The sequence below is a fragment of the Streptomyces sp. Rer75 genome (assembly GCF_013414305.1).
Taxonomy (GTDB): domain Bacteria; phylum Actinomycetota; class Actinomycetes; order Streptomycetales; family Streptomycetaceae; genus Streptomyces; species Streptomyces himastatinicus.
Map to the genome: position 1 here is coordinate 9,916,260 of NZ_CP058693.1, position 17,728 is coordinate 9,933,987.

The window sequence follows — 17,728 nt, forward strand, 5'->3', positions numbered from 1 at the left end:
CCAGGCAACGCCGCACACTTTCGGATGGGACACAAGGCATGCACATCGAAGCGCTCCGCCGACAGACCCCGGGCAGCTCGAACCGGATTCACCTCAACAACGCGGGCGCCGGTCTGCTGTCGCGGCAGACCCTCGAAGCCATCACCGCCCATCTGGAGCTGGAGGCCGCCGTCGGCGGCTACGAAGCCGCAGACCAGGAGCGAGACCGGATCGAGGCCACCCACACGCACATCGCCCAGCTCATCGGCGGCCGGCCCGACGAGATCGCGCTGTTCGACAACTCCACCCACGCCTGGAACGCCGCGTTCTACTCCATGACGTTCAAGCCGGGCGACCGCATCCTGACCGGCCGCTCCGAGTACGGCAGTAACGTCCTCGCTTACCTGCACATCGCCCAGCGCACCGGCGCAGAGATCGTCGTCGTCCCCAACGACGCGTCCGGACAGCTCGACACCACCGCCCTGGCCGACCTGATCGACGACCGGACCAAGCTCGTCGGCATCAGCCACGTCCCCACCAGCGGTGGCCTGGTCAACCCGGTGGCCGAGATCGGCCGCATCACCCGCGCCGCAGGCGTGCCCTTCCTCCTCGACGCCACCCAGTCCGTCGGCCAGTTCCCCGTCGACGTCACAGAGGTCGGCTGCGACATGCTCACCGCCACCGGCCGCAAGTTCCTGCGCGGTCCGCGCGGGACCGGGTTCCTGTGGGTGCGCCCTGAAGCGCTGGACTATCTGGAGCCGCCCGTCAACGAGGTCGCCGCCTCCACCTGGGACGGAAAGCGCGGCTTTACCTGGCACGACGGCGCCCGGCGCTTCGAGACCTGGGAAGCCAGCTTCTCCAACGTGCTCGGCCTGAGCGCCGCCGTCCAGCAGGCCCTGGAGATCGGCATGGACCACATCGGCCGACGCGCGACCGAACTGGGCACCTATCTGCGCGACCACCTGAGCGCCCTGCCCGGCGTCACCACATACGACCTCGGCAGGCAGCGGTGCGCCATCGTAACGGCCAAGATCGACGCCGTGCCCACCGCTGACGTCGCCGCCGCGCTCGCCGCGCACAGCATCAACGTCAGCACCACCGACCCGATGCAAACCCAGTTCGACACCGAGGATCGGGGAGTCCACCCGCTGGTGCGGCTCTCGCCCCACTACTACAACACCGAGGCTGAACTCGACCGCGCCATCGAGGTCTTCGCCAAGCTCGCCGCAGCAAGCTGATCACAGGGGCCGCGCCCGCGGTGTTCAGGATGTAGTCGCGGACGCCCGCGGCTTGGCCGGTCCGATGGCACCGGCTGGAGTTGCGGTCAGGAAGGAGGGTGACCGCGAAGGACCGCTGTGCCAACTCACGGGTGAAGGCTACGCAGGGCCGTTGTCGAGTGCGGTGAGGCTCAGCTCGCGGGCAGGGCGGGTCTCGACGATCCGACCCTGCCGCATCACGGCGACGCGGTGTGCGAAGTGGCGTACGAGCGCGAGGTCGTGGCAGATGAACAGGTACGCCAGTCCCCGGCCATCCTGGAGGGCGGTGAGCAGGTTCAGCACGCCCGCGCGCACCGACGGGTCGAGCGCCGACACCGGCTCGTCCAGCACCAGCAACCGGGGCTCACCGGCCAGCGCCCGCGCGATTCCGACGCGCTGGCACTGCCCGCCGGACAGTTCGTGTGGCAGGCGGTCGCCCAGCGAGACGTCGAGGCCGACCGTCTCCATCAGCTCCTCGATCCGGCCGGGTGCCGGTGGCCTCCGTTGTACGCGCAGTGGTTCGGCGATCGCGTCACGGACCCGCAATCGGGGGCTGAGCGAGCCGTAGGGGTCCTGGAAGACCGGCTGGAACCGGGGCCGCAGCGGGCGCAGCTCGCGCTCCCGCAGGCCGGTGAGCTCCTGCCCCTCGAAGCGTACGCTCCCGCTGTCCGGGCGGCGCAGGGCGAGCGTGGCCAGGGCGGTGGAGGACTTTCCGCATCCCGATGGGCCGATCAGTGCGAGTGTTTCCCCCGCGTGGATCTCGAAGGAGACCTGGTCAACGGCGGTGTGGCGGCCGTAGCGGACGACAAGGTCCGTCACCTTCAGCAGTGGGGCGCTCATGCTGTCGCCTTCCGTGAGAAGAGTCCGGTCGCCGGCACGGGAAGGTCCGTCGAGCGGTGGCAGGCGGCCAGCTGTCCCGGTTCCCCGGCGGCGGCCAGTGCGGGCTCCTGGTCCGCGCAGTCCTGCCGGGCCAGCGGGCAGCGCGGTGCGAAGGCGCAGCCACGTGGAAGGTCCGTCGGCGACGGAGGGGCCCCGGCGATCGACGGCAGCCACCGGTCCGCCACGTCCACCTCGGCGGGTGGCAGTGAGGCGATCAGGCCCGCGGTGTACGGGGCCCGGGGTGCGCGGAACACCGGCTCCACCGGGCCCGATTCCACGGCGCGGCCCGCGTACATGACCACGACCCGGTCTGCGTGCCGCGCGACGATCCGCAGGTCATGTGTGATCAGCACCAGTGCCGCGCCGGTCGCTTCGCGGGCCGCCGCCAGGGCCTCCAGCACCTGGGCCTCGATCGCCGGGTCCAGTGCGGTCGTCGGCTCGTCGGCGATGACCAGCTCCGGCTCGTTCACCATCGCCATGGCGATCACCGCTCGCTGTCGCATACCGCCGGAGAACTCGTGCGGATATGCCCGCGCTCGCCGCGCGGCGTCCGCGATGCCTACGCGGTCCAGGGCTGCCACGGCGCGAGTCCGGGCCTCCTGGCGGGAGGTCTTCGCGACGGACCGCACGGCCGCGGTGATCTGGTCGCCGATCGTGTGGACCGGGCTGAGCACGGTCAGCGCGTCCTGCGGCACGAACGCCATCCGGCGGCCCCGCACGCCCGCGTACGACGCTCCCATCAGCTCGTGCCCGCGCAGCCGTACGCTGCCGGTGACGCCAGCCCCGTGCGGTGGCATCCCGAGGACCGCCCGCGCGGTCAGGGACTTCCCGGCTCCCGACTCCCCGACAAGCGCAACGACTTCGCCTTGGTGCACTTCGAACGACAACCCCCGGACAGCGGGTATGGCGTGGCCCCCGTCTCTCAAGGTCACGTGAAGGTCGCGCACTGCGAGGAGTGGTTCGGGCATGGGCGGTCACCTTCGGTGCGGAGGGTGCGGCGGGTGCGGATCGGATAGGCATGCGGCGCGGGCGGAAACCTCACGGGCCGGTGTTGCGGCGCGGGCGCAGGCCCGCGGTCGACAGGGAGACCGCCAGCCCGGCCAGCAGGGCGAGGGCGAGTGCGGGCGCGAGGGCGGCCCATGGGGCTCGCTCGACGTACAGCCGTGATTCGTCGAGCATGAGGCCCCATTCGGGAGCGGGGGGTTGGGCGCCGAACCCCAGGAAGCCGAGCGAGGCCAGGGCCAGCGCGATTCCGGGGAGCCGCAGTACCGCGTGGCGGGCGACAGGACCGGCGACTGCGGGAAGTATGTGCCGGGTGAGAATCCACAACGGCCGTGCGCCGATGGCCCGTTGCGCCGTCAGATAGGCCGCTGCGCGCGTCTCCACCACCAGCGCCGCCGCATGCGCGGCCAGCGGGGGCCAGGAGACGAGGGCGACGGCAAGCGATGCTCCCGCCGTGCCGGGGCCGAGGACGGCGGCGACGAGGATGCCGACGACGACCGGGGGCAGGGCGTTGGCGATGTCGGCGGCGCCGGTTGAGACGTTCGGCAGGAAACCGAAGGCCAGCGCGAACAGATACGAGACCACGCACACGGCGACGGCCACCCCGACGGTCGCGGCAGCTCCGTGCCCCAGCCGGGACAGCACGTCGCGGCCGAGGGCGTCGGTGCCGAGTGGATGGGCGAAGGACGGCGCGGCCAGGCGGCCGGCGGTGTCCAGCCGGTACGGGTCGCCGAGCAGCCCCCAGCCGATGGCGGCCGTCAGGAGCGCTGCCAGCAGCACCGGTATCGCCCTGCGCAGCCGTGTCGGCTCGGCGACGACGGGCGCGGGCAGGGCCAGCGCCGCGTCCTTCAGTCCCGGCCCGAGCAGTCGGCCGCGTACGAGATGTGCCACTGCGCCGGAAGCCAGCCCGAGCGCGAGCAGGGCGAGCACGGTGCCCTGCAACAGCGGCAGGTCCTGGGACTTGGCGGCGCCGAGCGCAGTGCGCCCGAGGCCCGGCACGGCGAAGACGGTCTCGACGGCGACGGCGCCCCCCGTGAGGCCGACCGCCACCAGGCCGAGCTGCGGCACCAGCGCGGGCATGGCCCGCCGCAGTGCCGCGCAGGCGATCCGGCCTCCTGCAACCCCCGAGGCCCGCCACAGTCCTGCCCACCGCTCACCGAAGGCGGCGGGCAGCGCGTCGTCGACGAGCCTGCCGACGATGCCTCCCGCCGGGATACCCATGGCGAGGGCGGGCAGCACCATGTTCACGGGGCCCTGCCACCCGGAGGTCGGCAGCCAGCCACACCACACCCCGAGCACGATCAACAACACCGTCGCCAGCAGGAATTCGGGCACGGCGGCCAACATCGCGGCCACCGCGCCACCGCCCCCGCGCACCGTGCCCCGCGCGCCCCGCACCAGCGCCGGAGCACACACGGCGGCGGCGACCAGCAGTGCCACCATCAGCGACGCGCCCATCAGCGAGAGGGAGACGCCGAGGCAAGCGAGTACCGACGGCAGGACGTCGGCTCCGGAGACCCAGGACGTCCCGAGGTCCCCGCGCACCAGCCCGGCCGTCCAGTCGCCGAGCAGCGCCAGGGGCCCGGCGTCCAGTCCGAGATCCCGCCGTACGGCCGCCAGCGCCTCGCGCGTCGGCTCCTGTTCGGCGGATCGGGCGCGCAGCACGGTGAGGGCCGGGTCCCGGCCGGAGAGCCACGGCAGCAGTCCGACCGAGGCGGTGACGGCGGCCAGGGCACCCGCCCGGGTCAGGCCGGCCCGTAGGGCGGCGCTCACTTGACGTACGTCTCGTTGGTGACGAGTTCACGCTCGCGCGGGTCCTTGGCGGAGCCCACGACGTCGGTCGCGTCTCCCTGGATGACCCGTTCGTGCAGCATGGGGATCGCGGCGTCGGTGTTGAGAATCGCGGTCTCGGCCTTCAGGATCGCCGCCCGCCGGGCATCGCCGGCCGCGGTGGCCTCGGCCTTTCGTACGGTGGTGTCGACGCTTTTATCGTTGAGCTGGGAGATGTTGAAGGAGCCGTCGCCGGCGAAATCGCTGTGCAGGTATGCGGCCGGGTCACCGGAGTCCAGCACGGTCGCCCGGGAGAGGATGAAGGCGTCGAACTTCCCCTTGAGCGCGTCGGATTCGATGTTGGCGTACTCGCGCACCTCCAGCTTCACCTTGAAGCCCGCGTCCCGCAGCTGCTGCTGGAGCACGGTGGCGACCTCGGGCAGCTCGGCGCGATCGGTGAAGGTTCCGATGGTGATGGACCGGCCACCCGGGTCACCGGCCTTGGCCGTCTTCGTACGGCCGTCCCGCCCCTTGGCCGCCCAGGGCAGCGCCGGACCCAGCAGCCCCCGCGCGACATCGGCGCGGCCCTCGTAGACGCCCTTGACCAGCGCCTTGGCGTCAATGGCCCGACGCGCGGCGGCACGCAGCGCCGGGTCGGCGAAGGGGCCGTGCTCGGTGTTGAGATAGAGGGTGTTGGTCCGGGGCATGGGGACCTCGCTGATCTGGCCCTCGTCCAGCAGCGCCGCCTGGGAGACGGGTACGGCCTCGACGATGTCGGCATCGCCGCTACGCAGGGCGGCGGCGCGCGCGGCTCCGTCGGGCACGAAGGTGACGTCGATGCCTGCGGCCTTGGCCTTGCCACCCCAGTAGTCAGCGTTGCGGTCGAGGGTGGCCGAGGTGGTGCCGTTCACCTTCTTCAGGACGAAGGCGCCGGTGCCGGCGCCGACCGGGCTGACGGTCTTCCCCCGGTACGCCTTGGCGGCGAGGATCGACAGTTGTGGGGAGGACAGTCGCTGTGGGACGAGCGGGTCCGCGTCGGCGGTGGTGACGGTGACGGTGCTGCCGCCGCTCGCCTTCACCTTCATGTCGACCCCGTCCAGGATGCGCGGCTTGGGTGCGGCCTGGGTGGCGGCGTTCAGGGACCGTACGACGGCCTGGGAGGTGAGCGCTGACCCGTCGTGGAATTCCACGCCCTGGCGGATGGTGAACGTCCACGTCTTGTCGCCGGTCCGCCGCCACTTCGTGGCGAGGGCCGGCCGCGCGTCGCCGTCCTTGTCGAGGGTGACCAGGGTCTCGGCGGTGCTCCAGCGCGACAGCTTGAAGGCGTCGTCGCTGAGCGGGGACAGGGCGGACCGCGGCGGCTGCATCATCGCGACGCGGATGCGCTTGCCCTCGGAGGTGGATGGTGCGCTGGAGGAGAAACACCCGGTGAGCAGAAGCGAGGAAGCCACGGATATCGCGGCAATGGGCAGGGTCTTGGGCAGGTTCACAGGAGTCTTCCCGAGGGCGGCGAGCTGAGAATTTACCTGTCCTTGAACCTAGCACACGATAATCATTGCCATCTGCCTCTGAAGAGAGGGCGTAGGTAGCCAGCAGCTTGATGAAAATGAAAACCAAGTTTATGTATGCTGTGGCTCATGGCACGCAATGAGCTACGCCCGATCATCAAGCTGAGGTCCACCGCGGGTACCGGCTACACCTACGTGACCCGCAAGAACCGGCGGAACGACCCCGACCGGATGGTCCTGCGCAAGTACGACCCGGTCGTGGGCCGCCACGTCGACTTCCGAGAGGAGCGCTGACCGCCATGAAGCCCGGCATCCACCCCGCCTACCGGTCGGTCGTCTTCCGCGACCGCTCCGCCGACTTCGCCTTCCTCACCCGCTCCACGGCCACCAGCGACAACACCGTCGAGTGGGAGGACGGCAACACCTACCCGGTCATCGACGTCGAGACCTCTTCGGCGAGCCACCCCTTCTACACCGGCACCCAGCGGATCATGGACACCGCGGGCCGCGTGGAGCGCTTCGAGCAGCGCTACGGACGCGGACGGAGGGGCCGGTGAACGGGGACGAGACACGGCTGCCCGTCGCGATCGTGGGCGGACTGCACGCCGATGCCCGCCGGGCCGCCGTCGAGGAGATCCTGCGCACGGTGCCCGGCGCCGTCGCACTGCACCACGACCTGTCGGCCGCGACCGACCGTGCCGTGCACCGCACCGTACGGGACGCCACCGGCCTGCTCGACAGCGGCGACGCGCCCCTGGTGAACGACTGCGCGTGCTGCGCACTCCGTGAGGACATGGTCCCGGAGCTGCTGCGGCTGGCCGCGGGCGGCGGCCACCGGCTGGCCGTGGTCGAGCTGTGGGACTCGGTCGAGCCCCAGGCGATGGCCGCCGTCATCGCCGCCGAGGGCGCGCCCCTGGCGCTGACCGGGGTGGCCACCGCGGTCGACCCGGCGCTGGTGTTGCCGTACCTGGCGAACGGCGACGACCTGGTGGATGTCGGCCTTGCCGCCGCCCCGACGGACCAGCGCACCATCGCCGACACCTTCGCCCGGCAACTCGAATACCCGACCGTGATCGCCGTCGTCGAGGGCACATCGGTCGACGAGCTCCCCGACGACGGGGACCACGCCCTGCTCGCCCAGCTCACCCCAGGCGCACGGCAGGTACGTCTCGGTGAAGATGCCCTGGGGCCCGGCCTGTTGGCCGGATTCGATGTGGAGGCGGCGGCCGCCCGTCAGCACCCCGCCTGCGCGCTGCTGCCCCAGGAGAGCGACGAGCACGGCGTGTCCACCCTCGTCTGGCGCCGCGAACGCCCCTTCCACCCCGGGCGGCTCTACGATGCGCTGGAAGATCTGAGCTGTGCCGCCGCCCGCAGCCGAGGCCGTTTCTGGCTGGCCGACCGGCCCGATGTCCTGCTGTCCTGGGACGCCGCGGGCGGTGCGCTGTGCGTGGAGTCGGCCGGGCCGTGGCTGGCCGCGCTGCCCGACGCCGCCTGGGAGATGGTGCCGGCCGAGCGTCGTGTCGCCGCCTCGCTGGACTGGCACCCGGAACACGGCGACTGCTGCCAGCACCTCACCTTCACCTCACCCGAACTCGACCGCGACGGTCTCCTCGCCCTGCTCGACTCGTGCCTCCTCACCGACGCCGAGTACGCGGCGGGCCCGGACGGCTGGAAAGAGCTGCCGCGCGCGTTCGATGAACTGCTCGCCCCGGTCGCCTGACCGCGTATCACCCCGCACCGAAAGGACTCGCCCATGGCCCGCCGCGCCACCTCCGACCGGCGGGGCGCCAAGCGCCCACGCGTCAATCCGCTCGACGCCGCCGGCATCACCTATGTCGACTACAAGAACACCGATCTGCTGCGGAAGTTCATCTCCGACCGCGGCAAGATCCGCAGCCGCCGGGTGACCCATGTGACGCGACAGCAGCAACGGCAGATCGCCCGTGCCATCAAGAACGCCCGCGAGATGGCCCTGCTTCCGTACGGCTCCCGATAGCCGCCGCGCCCGGCCGGGGGTCAGCGCGTATCGCGGTGTTCGATGTGGTGGACGGCCTGGTCGAGGAGTCGGGCGACGACTGCCGCGCGCAGGGGGGCTTGCGAGGGTTGCCGCAGCAGCAGCCCCCGGGGGACGACCAGGGTGCACGGCCGGTCGCGGGCGGCGCCGATCGTCGCCGCTAAGGTGAGCTCCGCACGCCGCCGTGGCGTAGGACCTTGTGGGGGAGACGTGAAGGACAGCGATGTCGACATAGCGCCGACGCTTCGCGAACGCGGCGACGGCGACCGGGCGTCGCCGCCGCGCCACGATGGAGCCGACCGAGCCGATGGGATGGGCACGGCGGTCCGCGTCGCCTCGCACGCGCTGATCGCGGGCGCTCCGGTGGTGGTGCTCGGCGGTGCCGCCCTTGTATGGGGGCCGGATATCACCGCCGCGCTCGACCACCGTGCGGTGGCGGCGTGGCGGACGGTTTTCACCGCGATCGTCATCCAGGGCGTGCCGTTTCTGCTGCTGGGCACCCTGGTGTCGGCCGGCATCAGCGCGTTCGTCCCGGCGCGGGTCTTCACCCGGGTGCTTCCGCGCAACCCGGCGCTCGCGGTGCCGGTGGCGGGCGCGGCCGGGGCAGTGCTGCCGGGCTGCGAGTGCGCCTCGGTGCCGGTGGCGGGCAGCCTGATGCGGCGCGGGGTGACCCCGGCGGCGGCACTGGCGTTTCTGCTGTCGGCCCCGGCGATCAACCCGATCGTGCTGATCGCGACCTATGTGGCCTTCCCCGGCAACCCCGAGATGGTCGCCGCCCGCCTCGTCGCCTCGCTGCTCACCTCCGTTGCCATGGGCTGGCTGTGGCTGCGGGTGGGCCGCGAGGAGTGGCTGCGCCTGCCGAAGGGGCCCACCGGGCACACCCCCGGCGCCGGCCGTGCGGAGGAGTTCCGGGTCTCCCTCCAGCATGACTTCCTGCACGCCGGGGGCTTCCTCGTGGTCGGCGCGGCGGCCGCGGCCACTTTCAACGTCGCGGTGCCGCACTCCGTACTGCGGCTCTTCTCCGACTCCCCGTGGCTGTCGGTGGCCCTGCTGGGGCTGCTCGCGGTGCTCCTCGCGGTCTGCTCCGAGGCCGACGCGTTCGTCGCCGCCTCGCTCACCGGCTTCTCGCCCACCGCCCGGCTCGCCTTCATGGTGGTCGGCCCGATGGTCGACCTGAAGCTGATCGCCCTACAGTCGGGCACCTTCGGGCGCGCCTTCGCGCTGCGCTTCTCGTCGGCCACCTGGGTCACGGCGATGGTGAGCAGCGCCGCGGTGGGGTGGTGGCTGCTGTGAAGCGCAACATCCAGGTGCTGCTGCTCCTGTTCCTCGGCGTCGGTCTGCTGCACATCTCCCTGCTGAGCGATCTGTATCTGCGCTACGTCCGCCCAGGGCTTCAGCCTGCTCTCATCGCATCCGGTGTGCTGCTCATCGTGCTCGGCGCGGTCAGCGCCGCGCGCGACGGCTTCCCCTTCAACCGCCCCCGTGCGCACCACGATCAAGACTCCGATCATGGCCACGGTCACGGACATGCGGGCGGCCCGCGGGTCGCCTGGCTGCTGTACGTACCGGCCCTGACCATTCTGTTCCTGGCGCCGCCCGCCCTCGGCTCGTACACCGCCGCCCGCGACGACGCCAAGGCCCCCACCGCCCCGAAGCCCTCCGCGCCCGGCAGCAGCCTCTTCCCCGCCCTGCCCGCCGGTCAGGCCGTCGAGATGTCGCTGAACGACTTCACCTCCCGTGCCGTCTGGGACACCAGCGGCACCCTGAAGGGCCGCACCGTCCGCCTCACCGGATTCGTCACCCCCGGCCGCCACGGCACCTGGTACGTCAGCCGCCTGGCCATCAGCTGCTGCGCCGCCGACGCCACGGTGCGCAAAGTGCGGGTACACGCGGCCGCGGCGCCGCCCGCCGACGCGTGGGTGACCGTCACCGGCACCTGGCACCCCACCGGCGAGGTCGGTACGGACGGCGCCGCCCCGGCGCTGGACGCCACCGCCGTCCAGCGCGTTCCCGAGCCGAAGGACCCCTACAACGACGTGGTGGCCACGGGGGGCCGTAGCTGAAGGCGCAGCCGCACGCGTCAGCCCCAGGCTGGTGGCCTGGGGCTGACGCGTGTCGATGGGCTCGGGGTGGAATTTCAGCAGTCGCGGAATTCGGGGGACTGGTTGAGGATCTGGGAACGCGTGGAGACGAACTTCGCGTAGCTGCGTCCGTCTTCGGTGCCGGGCCGGAACGCCGCCACCCGGTGGCAGTTCATGAAGGCCAGAGTGATGCCGAAGTGACGTTCCAGGCTGCCGCGGATGGCATCGCTGGCCAGCGCTCGCAGCAGCTGCCCGCGTTCGGCCTCCGATGGAGGCGGGGTCTGGTTGTCGGTGAAATCGGCGTCGCCCTCGCGGAGCTCGTCCGCCAGACCGGCGATGAGGTCATAGGCGTACGGCAGCGACGCACGGACGGTGGCGACGAAGTCCCGTTCCTGGATCTCGCCCTGTTCGGCCTGGGCGAGGAGCTCCGGTGCGACGTTCAGTGACATGGCGGTGCGGTGTCCAATCAGTCGACTTGCGGATGGCCGGGCGCGGTGTTCAGTTCGATACCGTGGTGACGGCGGTGAGCGGCTCGGACAAGGCTGCCGGTCCGTGCTGGAAGCCGGGGTCGACCTGGGCGCTCAGGTCCTGTCCGGTGGCCTGATCGGCCCAGGCCCGGGCGTTGCGCAGATGGAACTCGATCGCCTGCCTCTGGAACTTCTCCCAGTCCTTGGTGCGGAAGTCCACGGCGGTGCGCAGTTCCTCCAGCGCCAGGCGGTGCTCGGGTTCCAGGTCTCCGGTGTGACGGCCCTGTTCGCGGGCGCGGACCCAGTCGGAGTGGCCGAAGCAGACCAGCAGGTCGTCGCCGACGTGCTCTTTGAGGAAGAGCCGGTCGTCCTCGCTGGTCACCTTGTTGCCGACCACGGCGAGTGGCACGCCGAACTCGGCGGCGTGGTCCTTGTACTGGCGGTAGACGGACACACCCTTGCGGGTGGGTTCGGCCACCAGGAAGGTGATGTCGAACCGGGTGAACAGCCCGGAGGCGAAGGAGTCGGCGCCGGCGGTCATGTCGACCACGACGTACTCGTCGGGGCTGTCCACGAGGTGATTCAGGTAGAGCTCGACGGCGCCGAGCTTGGAGTGGTAGCACGCGACACCGAGGTCCTCCTCGGCGAACACACCGGTGGTCATCAGCCGGACTCCCGCGATGTCCCGGACGTGGCGGTCGTGTACCGGGTTGGGTTCGACCGGCCGCAGCAGCCGGGAGCCGCGCCCCGGGGGAGTGGTCTTGACCATGGCGTCGGCGGAGGCGATACGGGCGTTGTCGCCGCGCAGATACTCCTTGATCTCGCCGAGGCGAGTGCTGAGCGGGATGACCTCGCGCAGCTCGTCCTCGTCCAGTCCCAGGGCCGCCCCCAGATGCTGGTTGATGTCGGCGTCGATGGCGACGACGGGGGCACTTGAGCGGGCCAGGTGCTGGGCGAAGAGGGCGGAGAGCGTGGTCTTACCACTCCCGCCCTTGCCGACGAACGCGGTGCGCATGGCGGCGCATCACCTCCAGGTGAATATGAATGTCATGTGCGAGCTTGAAGGCTTCCTGGTGCGCGACCGCCATGTCAAGTCGCCATCACCGGAGGGGAGATGTGTGTGGGGCGCGCCCGGCGCCGGGCGGCCCGGAGCGCGTCGCCGAGGTCATCGATCTGGTCGGGGCGAGTGCATGCGCACACCGGCCGATCGGGGAGTGTTCCGGAGGTCAGCAGCGGCGGCTGGTCGGGCCTGCGCCGCCGAAGCCACCCAGGCGGTCGGCCGGACTGGCGTCGTCTACCCCGTGACGCCTCACCGTGCGGCCCCAGCGGGGCCGCACGGTGACATCGGAGAAGGAAGGGGACAACGTGACGACGCCGTCACGGCTCTGACCGGCACGCGGCGGTAGCGATCAGTGGTCGTCCCAGTGGTCCTCGTGCTGGGCGTGGCGGTGTCCGTCGTGGACGTAGTCCACATGGTCGCCGTGCGGTATGGCGACGTGTCCGCAGTCGGCATGGTGCCGGTGGTCGTGGCCTTCGTGGATGTCGTGCCCGGTGGGCTCGCACTCGTCTACGTGGTCCTCGTGCGTCCGGTGCAGGTGGCCGTCGTGCACATAGTCGATGTGGTCGGCGTGGGGTACGGCGACGTGGCCGCAGCCGCTTCCATGCTGGTGGTCGTGGTCCGTGTGGGGAGTGTGGGTGCTGGTGGTCATGAAATACCTTCTTTCTCCCCCCTCCACATGATGCGCGTTCCCCTCCACATGGTGCGTCCGGGGCGCCGCTGGCGCCATACCTCGGCTGAGGCAGATGCGGCCCGTGATGCGTCGTGGGCTATCGGACGGCCACGAGGACGTGGCTGTTGCCGAACTGCCAGACAGGGCCGGTCTGTGTGAAACCTGCCTGTCGCAGTAGCTTGACGTGGAGGGACAGCGGTAGGCCGTTGTGGCCGCCGCTTCCGCCTCCGGGGGGCGCGGCCGGTTGCCCTCTGCGGCGCTCGGCGAGCAGGCCGGACAGCTCCGGATCCTTCGCGGTGGCCGCCCACCAGGACTCCCAGTCCTCATGGGTGAACGCGCGCAGCCGCTCGGACCGCCGGTGTCCGACATGGGCGGCGATCCGCGTCGGCTGGGTGTCGTCCGGTGGGAAGTGGTCGGCATTGACGAGGACGCCGCCGGGGCGCAGCAGGGCCGCGAGATGCTGATATGTCCGCCGCAGGGAGCCCTCGGCGAGGTAGTGCAGCGCCGTCGTGGAGACGGCGGCATCCAGCGGGCGGTCCAGGCCCAGTGCGTCGGTCCATCCCGGCTCGCCGATGACCGTCTCAACGTAGCGGGCCGCGTCGGCGTGGCGGGTACGGGCGAGCTCCAGCAGCAGCGGGTCCATGTCCACCGCGACGATTTCCGCCTCCGGCAGCCGCCCGGCCAGCCGTGCGGTGAGCGAACCGGGGCCGGAGCCGAGGTCGACGACCAGCGGACGCGCTTGGCCCGCCGTAACCTGCTGTACGACGTCGGCGATCACGGTGAACCGCTCGTCGCGGTCGACGGCATAACGTTGCTGCTGGCGATCCCAGCGTCGTACCCATCGCTCGGCCGCGGCCCTGCTCAGCCCCATCGGGTCGTACCACCTCTGCCGTTTCCGTACCTGTCTGCCGACAGCCCGAACCTACAGGTGGAAACGGTTTCCATTCACATCTGGCTCGCGTTTTCACTCGTTTCACTGAAGGGCGTGGAGCACGTCGAGCAACCTGTCGATCTCCTCGGGGGTGTTGTGGACATGCGGACTCACTCGCACGGAGCCGGTCTTCTCGCCCGCGCTGCCCTGGCAGTGGCTGTCCGAGCGGACCATGAAGCCGTGGCTGAAGAGGATGAACCCCAGGTCGCCGGAGGCGATCTCGCGATGCCGGAAGGCGACGATGCCCTGGCGCCGCTGTACGGCCGAGTCCGCGGCGAGGCTGGTCTGACAGCCCAGGACCTCGTAGGCATTCAGGTGCCGCAGCCCATCGGTGAGCCGGGCCGCCAGGGCGACCGTCCAGCGCTCGATCCTGCCGAGGCCCGCCGCGTCCAGCCAGTCGAGCGCGGCCATCAGCGAGGCGATGCCGACGGTGTTCGGGGTGCCGCTCCAGCCGCCGGGCCGGAACGCAGGACCACGCGCCTGACGCGCCCACACCGCCCCCGACCCCGGCAGGGCCAGCGCCTTGTGCCCGGAGAACGCGACGAAGTCCACGTCCAGGTCGGCGACGGATACCGGCAGATGTCCCACGCTCTGGGCGGCGTCCAAACAGATGACCGCCTCCGGGCCCACTGCCTGGCGGATGCGATGGACGTTCATGTCCGCGCCGTAGACATGGTGGACGTGAGTGACCGCGACGAACCGGGTCCGGGGCCCGGCCAGTTCGGCCAGGACGCGGTGGTCGTAGTCGCCGGAACCCGCCTGGTACGGCATCGGGACGACCCGGACGCCCACGCCTTGGCGGGCCAGCAGCCGTTGCGCCTCCAGCCAGGGAGTGATGTTCGCCTGATGGTCCGCTTCGGGCACGACGACCTCGTCCCCGTCGGCGAGGTACGCCGGAAGCCAGTCGCGGGCGATGCTGCTCAGCCCTTCGGTGGTCCCGCTGGTGAAGTGCGTGGACGACCGCTCGGGAGCCGGGTCGTGCAGGAATTCCTTGACCCGGTCCCGGGCGCGCTCGACCAGCGCCGTGGTCCGGTTGGCCCAGGGGTAGGTGGCGCGCCCGGCGTTGGCGTTGCTGGTGGTGAGGTACGTCCAGGCGGCGTCGAGCACCGCCTGCGGCTTCTGCGAGGTGGCCGCGCTGTCCAGATAGACCAGCTCCGGATTGCCGGTGACAATCGGGAACTGGGCGCGCAGACCGCTCTGCCACCCCTGCGAGTCGGCCAGCTCCTTCGGTATGGCGGTCATGTCAGTCCCGTACGAGCGGTGCGTCGGCGTCGCGCCAGGCGATGATGCCGCCGGCGAGGCTGCGCACATCTGGGTGGCCCATCCGGGTCAGCAGCGCGGCGTATCGCGCGGACTGCTCACCCACCGGACACGCCAGCAGCACCGGCCGACTGCGGCTGAAGGGCAGCCCGCCGTGCACCAGCTCCTCGAACAACTCATCGACGATGTTCACCGAGCCGTCGATGTGCAGCGCGGCGTACGCGTACGGGCTGCGCAGATCGACCACCAGCGGCCCCTCCCGGTCGAGCCATGCCCGGGCATCCGGGACCGAGATGGCCGGGGCGGCGCGCACCTCGGCGTCGGACAGATCGGCGAGGGAGTGCGTTCGGCGCGGCCGGCCCAGCAGCTCAGGGCGTCGCTGCCGGACGTAGCTCAGATAGCTCTCCACCCGGTCGCAGACGATGAACACGGCGGTCCTGCGGCCGTTCTCCTCGGTCGGCTCGTCGTCGTACGCACGCAAGTGGCGCACGGCACCCATGTACGCCGCGCCGCCGGTGGGCCCCGCCATGATGCCGCAGCGGCGGTTGAGGACGAGCATCCCGTCAATGGCCTCGTCCGCGCCGACGGACTCGATGGTGTCGTAGGTGCCGGGGTCGAACAGGCCGACCTCATGCACCTCGTCCAGAGTGCGGATGCCAGGGATGAAGTCGGACTTGGCCGCGACGAGCCCGACGACCTTCACCCGTGGGTCATGCTCGCGCAGCACATGGGCGACGCCGGTGGAAGAGCCCGCGGTGCCCACGCAGGCGACGAACCAGTCCGGGGCGTTGCCGTCCAGATCTTTGACGATCTCCGGGCCGGTGCCGGTGATGTGGGCCTCGGTGTTGCGGGCGTTGAAGTACTGGTCGGTGTGGAGATGGACGCCGCCGGAATCGGCGAGCGTGCGGTGGAAGAGGGTGAGCGGATCGTCCGTCGCGGTCGGATCCAGGCATTCGCTCTGCCCCGGCAGCTCCTCGATCTCCGCGCCCAGCAGGAGCAGCAGGTCCTTGATCTCCGGTATTCGCATCCGGTTGGTGACGCTCTTGAAGGACAGCCCGTGCAGCCCTGCGATGACGGCCAGTGCCTTGGCCGTGTTGCCGCTGGAGAGCTCCACCACCTGGCTGCCGGCCTCGACGGCGGCGGCCAGATGCGGCCGTGCCATGTTCCACGCGGCCCGGTCCTTGACCGAGCCGAACGGGTTGAGCAGCTCCAGCTTGGCGTACAGGTCGATGTGGCGCAGCCCGTGCACAGCCGGGTCGATGCGGACCAGCGGGGTGTTCCCGATGGCCTCTGTGATGCTGTCGTACCTCACTGCGATCCCCCAGGAGGTGTGATCGGCCAGTACTGCTCGTCCAGGCACCAGCGCCACTCGCCGTCACCGTCCTGCCAGGCGGCGACCTTGCGGGCGACGGGCTGCCGTTGCGCGTGTGTGGCGTGGAAGTCCATGCAATACGCCGCGGTGTTCACGAACGCCATCAGATCGCCGGGTGCGGGGCGGTGCGGCAGGAACACGATCCTCCGCGTGATCAGGTCGGACTCCAGGCACAGGCTTCCGAAGAGATGGACCGCCACGGGGCCCGAGCTGTCGGCTGTGCCAGGTCCGCGCCGAAGGAGGACGGGATCCATGAGGACGCCGTGCTCCTCCAGCCCGATGTCACCCGCCGTGGCCGCGAGCCGCACCCACAGCGGACCGGCGCCGACGTCCCGGGTCTCGATGACCTTCGCCAGGGTGAGCCCGCACTGGTCGAGCAGCGCGCGGCCGGGCTCGGCATAGAGGTCGTAGAGGTGCTCCAGGAGCAGCGTGGCCAGCTTCCGGCCACCGAAGGCCATGGCCGGACGGGACAGCAGATCATCCAGATACCGCTCCCCGGCCACCGGACGGTACGCCGGGTACAGTCCCAGCGTGCCGCGCAGCGTACCGCCCTCCTCGCGCAGCCCGTAGCCGTGCCCGCCCCACGTCAGGGGCGGGCGGCAGCCCAGGACGGCGTTCGCGAGCTCGGTCGTGTACTGCTCCCACTGAGTGCGGTTGGCGAGGTAGTTGACGCCGAATCCGCCGCCGATGTCCACGGCCCGCGGGGCCAGGCCCCGGGCGCGGCACTCCTCCAGAGCCATCAGGCAGCCTTCGAGGGCGACCGCCTTTTCGGCCAGGGACGTGGTGTCGAGATGGTAGGCGACGCCTGTCAGCTCCACCGCGTCGCCGTACCGCTCTACCGTCTTCAGCGCGGCGTCCAACTCTCGTACGGGCGAACCGAAACGGCTGCGTCGGGTCAGTACCTTGACGCCGGACGACTCGAAACCCGACAGCCGCAGCAGCACCCGGACTCGCGGCAGCCCCTGCGTGCGCACCAGCGCCGCGAGCTGGTCGAGCTCGGCTGGCGAGTCGAGGCTCACGGTGACTCCGGTCCGGGCGGCCAGCCACAGGAACTCCGGCTCCTTCGGCCCGGTCGCCATGATCAGGGCCGGGGCGGCCCCGCAACTCAGGGCGTGCTGTAGCTCGCCGAGCGAGGCGACGTCCACCCCCGCGCCGGTAGCGGCCAGGCGCCGCAGCAGGGCACTGGAACGGTTCGCCTTGTGCGCGAAGAAGGTCTGGCCCGCCAGATGGTGCTTGCGTAACACCGCCCGGAACCGGTCCACGTTCTCGGTGATCTGGTCGGGAAGCACCACGCCCAGCGGTGAACCCAGCGCATCGGTAAGGCTGTGCACGAGGCCGGACGACTCCAGCAGCGATCCCAGTCGCGGCCCCAACTGCGGCTCCAGGTACAAGGCGCCGCCCATGCGGAGGTCGCCTCCTCCCCCCTCAGCCTTCGCGGCAACTCCACAAACCCCTCCGGGAGCATGTCCACCCTTCAAG

Annotated in this window: 18 protein-coding genes; 7 read left to right on the forward strand and 11 right to left on the reverse strand. The window is 71.0% G+C overall.

Annotated elements, in window-relative coordinates:
• The first annotated feature begins 38 nt into the window (after nt 1–38).
• Complete coding sequence (locus HYQ63_RS41785) at nt 39–1,217, forward strand: aminotransferase class V-fold PLP-dependent enzyme (RefSeq protein ID WP_179939246.1); 1,179 nt, start codon at nt 39–41, stop codon at nt 1,215–1,217.
• Between the two features lie 138 nt (nt 1,218–1,355).
• On the opposite strand, the gene HYQ63_RS41790 is transcribed toward HYQ63_RS41785, so the two are convergent.
• The 4 genes from HYQ63_RS41790 to HYQ63_RS41805 all read right to left on the reverse strand — a co-directional run bounded on the left by HYQ63_RS41790 (nt 1,356) and on the right by HYQ63_RS41805 (nt 6,376).
• On the reverse strand, nt 1,356–2,075 hold the full coding sequence (locus HYQ63_RS41790) for a dipeptide/oligopeptide/nickel ABC transporter ATP-binding protein (RefSeq protein ID WP_179939247.1): 720 nt from the start codon (nt 2,073–2,075) through the stop codon (nt 1,356–1,358).
• Nucleotides 2,072–3,082, reverse strand: coding sequence for an ABC transporter ATP-binding protein (locus HYQ63_RS41795; protein ID WP_179939248.1), 1,011 nt, complete (start codon nt 3,080–3,082; stop codon nt 2,072–2,074). The genes HYQ63_RS41790 and HYQ63_RS41795 overlap by 4 nt, the downstream gene beginning before the upstream one ends.
• A gap of 70 nt (nt 3,083–3,152) precedes the next feature.
• A complete protein-coding gene (locus HYQ63_RS41800; protein ID WP_179939249.1) occupies nt 3,153–4,889 on the reverse strand; it encodes an ABC transporter permease subunit in 1,737 nt (578 codons plus the stop codon).
• Nucleotides 4,886–6,376 (reverse strand): ABC transporter substrate-binding protein, encoded by a 1,491-nt coding sequence (locus HYQ63_RS41805; RefSeq protein WP_179939250.1) that lies wholly within the window; start codon nt 6,374–6,376, stop codon nt 4,886–4,888. The genes HYQ63_RS41800 and HYQ63_RS41805 overlap by 4 nt, the downstream gene beginning before the upstream one ends.
• 147 nt (nt 6,377–6,523) lie before the next feature.
• Between HYQ63_RS41805 and rpmG the strand changes: the two genes are divergently transcribed.
• The 6 genes from rpmG (at nt 6,524) to HYQ63_RS41835 (ending at nt 10,471) form a co-directional block, all read left to right on the forward strand.
• Entirely contained in the window at nt 6,524–6,688 is a 165-nt protein-coding gene (gene rpmG, locus HYQ63_RS41810) for a 50S ribosomal protein L33 (protein WP_009716346.1), read from the forward strand.
• Between the two features lie 5 nt (nt 6,689–6,693).
• On the forward strand, nt 6,694–6,951 hold the full coding sequence (locus HYQ63_RS41815; protein WP_179939251.1) for a type B 50S ribosomal protein L31: 258 nt from the start codon (nt 6,694–6,696) through the stop codon (nt 6,949–6,951).
• Nucleotides 6,948–8,114 (forward strand): GTP-binding protein, encoded by a 1,167-nt coding sequence (locus tag HYQ63_RS41820; RefSeq protein WP_179939252.1) that lies wholly within the window; start codon nt 6,948–6,950, stop codon nt 8,112–8,114. Before HYQ63_RS41815 ends, HYQ63_RS41820 begins: the two co-directional genes overlap by 4 nt.
• A gap of 33 nt (nt 8,115–8,147) precedes the next feature.
• Complete coding sequence (gene rpsR / locus HYQ63_RS41825; protein WP_179939253.1) at nt 8,148–8,390, forward strand: 30S ribosomal protein S18; 243 nt, start codon at nt 8,148–8,150, stop codon at nt 8,388–8,390.
• A gap of 330 nt (nt 8,391–8,720) precedes the next feature.
• Nucleotides 8,721–9,701: a permease gene (locus HYQ63_RS41830; protein ID WP_257232709.1), complete on the forward strand. Its 981-nt coding sequence runs from the start codon at nt 8,721–8,723 to the stop codon at nt 9,699–9,701.
• Nucleotides 9,698–10,471 carry a TIGR03943 family protein gene (locus HYQ63_RS41835; RefSeq protein ID WP_179939255.1) on the forward strand — a complete coding sequence of 258 codons (774 nt, stop codon included), beginning with the start codon at nt 9,698–9,700 and terminating at the stop codon, nt 10,469–10,471. Before HYQ63_RS41830 ends, HYQ63_RS41835 begins: the two co-directional genes overlap by 4 nt.
• A 74-nt stretch (nt 10,472–10,545) precedes the next feature.
• Here the strand turns inward: HYQ63_RS41835 and HYQ63_RS41840 are convergent, their stop codons facing one another.
• The 7 genes from HYQ63_RS41840 to HYQ63_RS41870 form a co-directional block, all read right to left on the reverse strand.
• Nucleotides 10,546–10,938 carry an SCO5389 family protein gene (locus tag HYQ63_RS41840; RefSeq protein WP_179939256.1) on the reverse strand — a complete coding sequence of 131 codons (393 nt, stop codon included), beginning with the start codon at nt 10,936–10,938 and terminating at the stop codon, nt 10,546–10,548.
• Nucleotides 10,939–10,987: 49 nt separating this feature from the next.
• Nucleotides 10,988–11,971, reverse strand: coding sequence for an AAA family ATPase (locus HYQ63_RS41845; protein WP_179939257.1), 984 nt, complete (start codon nt 11,969–11,971; stop codon nt 10,988–10,990).
• Nucleotides 11,972–12,365: 394 nt separating this feature from the next.
• On the reverse strand, nt 12,366–12,665 hold the full coding sequence (locus HYQ63_RS41850) for a hypothetical protein (protein WP_179939258.1): 300 nt from the start codon (nt 12,663–12,665) through the stop codon (nt 12,366–12,368).
• Nucleotides 12,666–12,783: 118 nt separating this feature from the next.
• Entirely contained in the window at nt 12,784–13,557 is a 774-nt protein-coding gene (locus HYQ63_RS41855; RefSeq protein ID WP_179939259.1) for a trans-aconitate 2-methyltransferase, read from the reverse strand.
• Between the two features lie 102 nt (nt 13,558–13,659).
• The gene (locus HYQ63_RS41860; RefSeq protein ID WP_179939260.1) at nt 13,660–14,859 is read right to left on the reverse strand and encodes an aminotransferase class V-fold PLP-dependent enzyme; all 1,200 of its coding nucleotides are present in this window, start codon (nt 14,857–14,859) and stop codon (nt 13,660–13,662) included.
• A 1-nt stretch (nt 14,860) separates the two neighbouring features.
• A complete protein-coding gene (locus HYQ63_RS41865; RefSeq protein WP_179939261.1) occupies nt 14,861–16,189 on the reverse strand; it encodes a pyridoxal-phosphate dependent enzyme in 1,329 nt (442 codons plus the stop codon).
• Nucleotides 16,186–17,652 (reverse strand): alanine racemase, encoded by a 1,467-nt coding sequence (locus HYQ63_RS41870; protein ID WP_179939262.1) that lies wholly within the window; start codon nt 17,650–17,652, stop codon nt 16,186–16,188. The genes HYQ63_RS41865 and HYQ63_RS41870 overlap by 4 nt, the downstream gene beginning before the upstream one ends.
• Between the last annotated feature and the right edge of the window lie 76 nt (nt 17,653–17,728).

Coding starts and splice junctions, on each gene's coding strand:
- HYQ63_RS41850 (WP_179939258.1), bottom strand. CDS start 12,665: ATGACCACCAGCACCCACACTCCCCACACGGACCACGACCACCAGCAT.
- HYQ63_RS41845 (WP_179939257.1), bottom strand. CDS start 11,971: ATGCGCACCGCGTTCGTCGGCAAGGGCGGGAGTGGTAAGACCACGCTC.
- rpmG (WP_009716346.1), top strand. CDS start 6,524: ATGGCACGCAATGAGCTACGCCCGATCATCAAGCTGAGGTCCACCGCG.
- HYQ63_RS41830 (WP_257232709.1), top strand. CDS start 8,721: ATGGGCACGGCGGTCCGCGTCGCCTCGCACGCGCTGATCGCGGGCGCT.
- HYQ63_RS41860 (WP_179939260.1), bottom strand. CDS start 14,859: ATGACCGCCATACCGAAGGAGCTGGCCGACTCGCAGGGGTGGCAGAGC.
- HYQ63_RS41785 (WP_179939246.1), top strand. CDS start 39: ATGCACATCGAAGCGCTCCGCCGACAGACCCCGGGCAGCTCGAACCGG.
- HYQ63_RS41790 (WP_179939247.1), bottom strand. CDS start 2,075: ATGAGCGCCCCACTGCTGAAGGTGACGGACCTTGTCGTCCGCTACGGC.
- HYQ63_RS41855 (WP_179939259.1), bottom strand. CDS start 13,557: ATGGGGCTGAGCAGGGCCGCGGCCGAGCGATGGGTACGACGCTGGGAT.
- rpsR (WP_179939253.1), top strand. CDS start 8,148: ATGGCCCGCCGCGCCACCTCCGACCGGCGGGGCGCCAAGCGCCCACGC.
- HYQ63_RS41840 (WP_179939256.1), bottom strand. CDS start 10,938: ATGTCACTGAACGTCGCACCGGAGCTCCTCGCCCAGGCCGAACAGGGC.
- HYQ63_RS41795 (WP_179939248.1), bottom strand. CDS start 3,082: ATGCCCGAACCACTCCTCGCAGTGCGCGACCTTCACGTGACCTTGAGA.
- HYQ63_RS41870 (WP_179939262.1), bottom strand. CDS start 17,652: ATGGGCGGCGCCTTGTACCTGGAGCCGCAGTTGGGGCCGCGACTGGGA.
- HYQ63_RS41815 (WP_179939251.1), top strand. CDS start 6,694: ATGAAGCCCGGCATCCACCCCGCCTACCGGTCGGTCGTCTTCCGCGAC.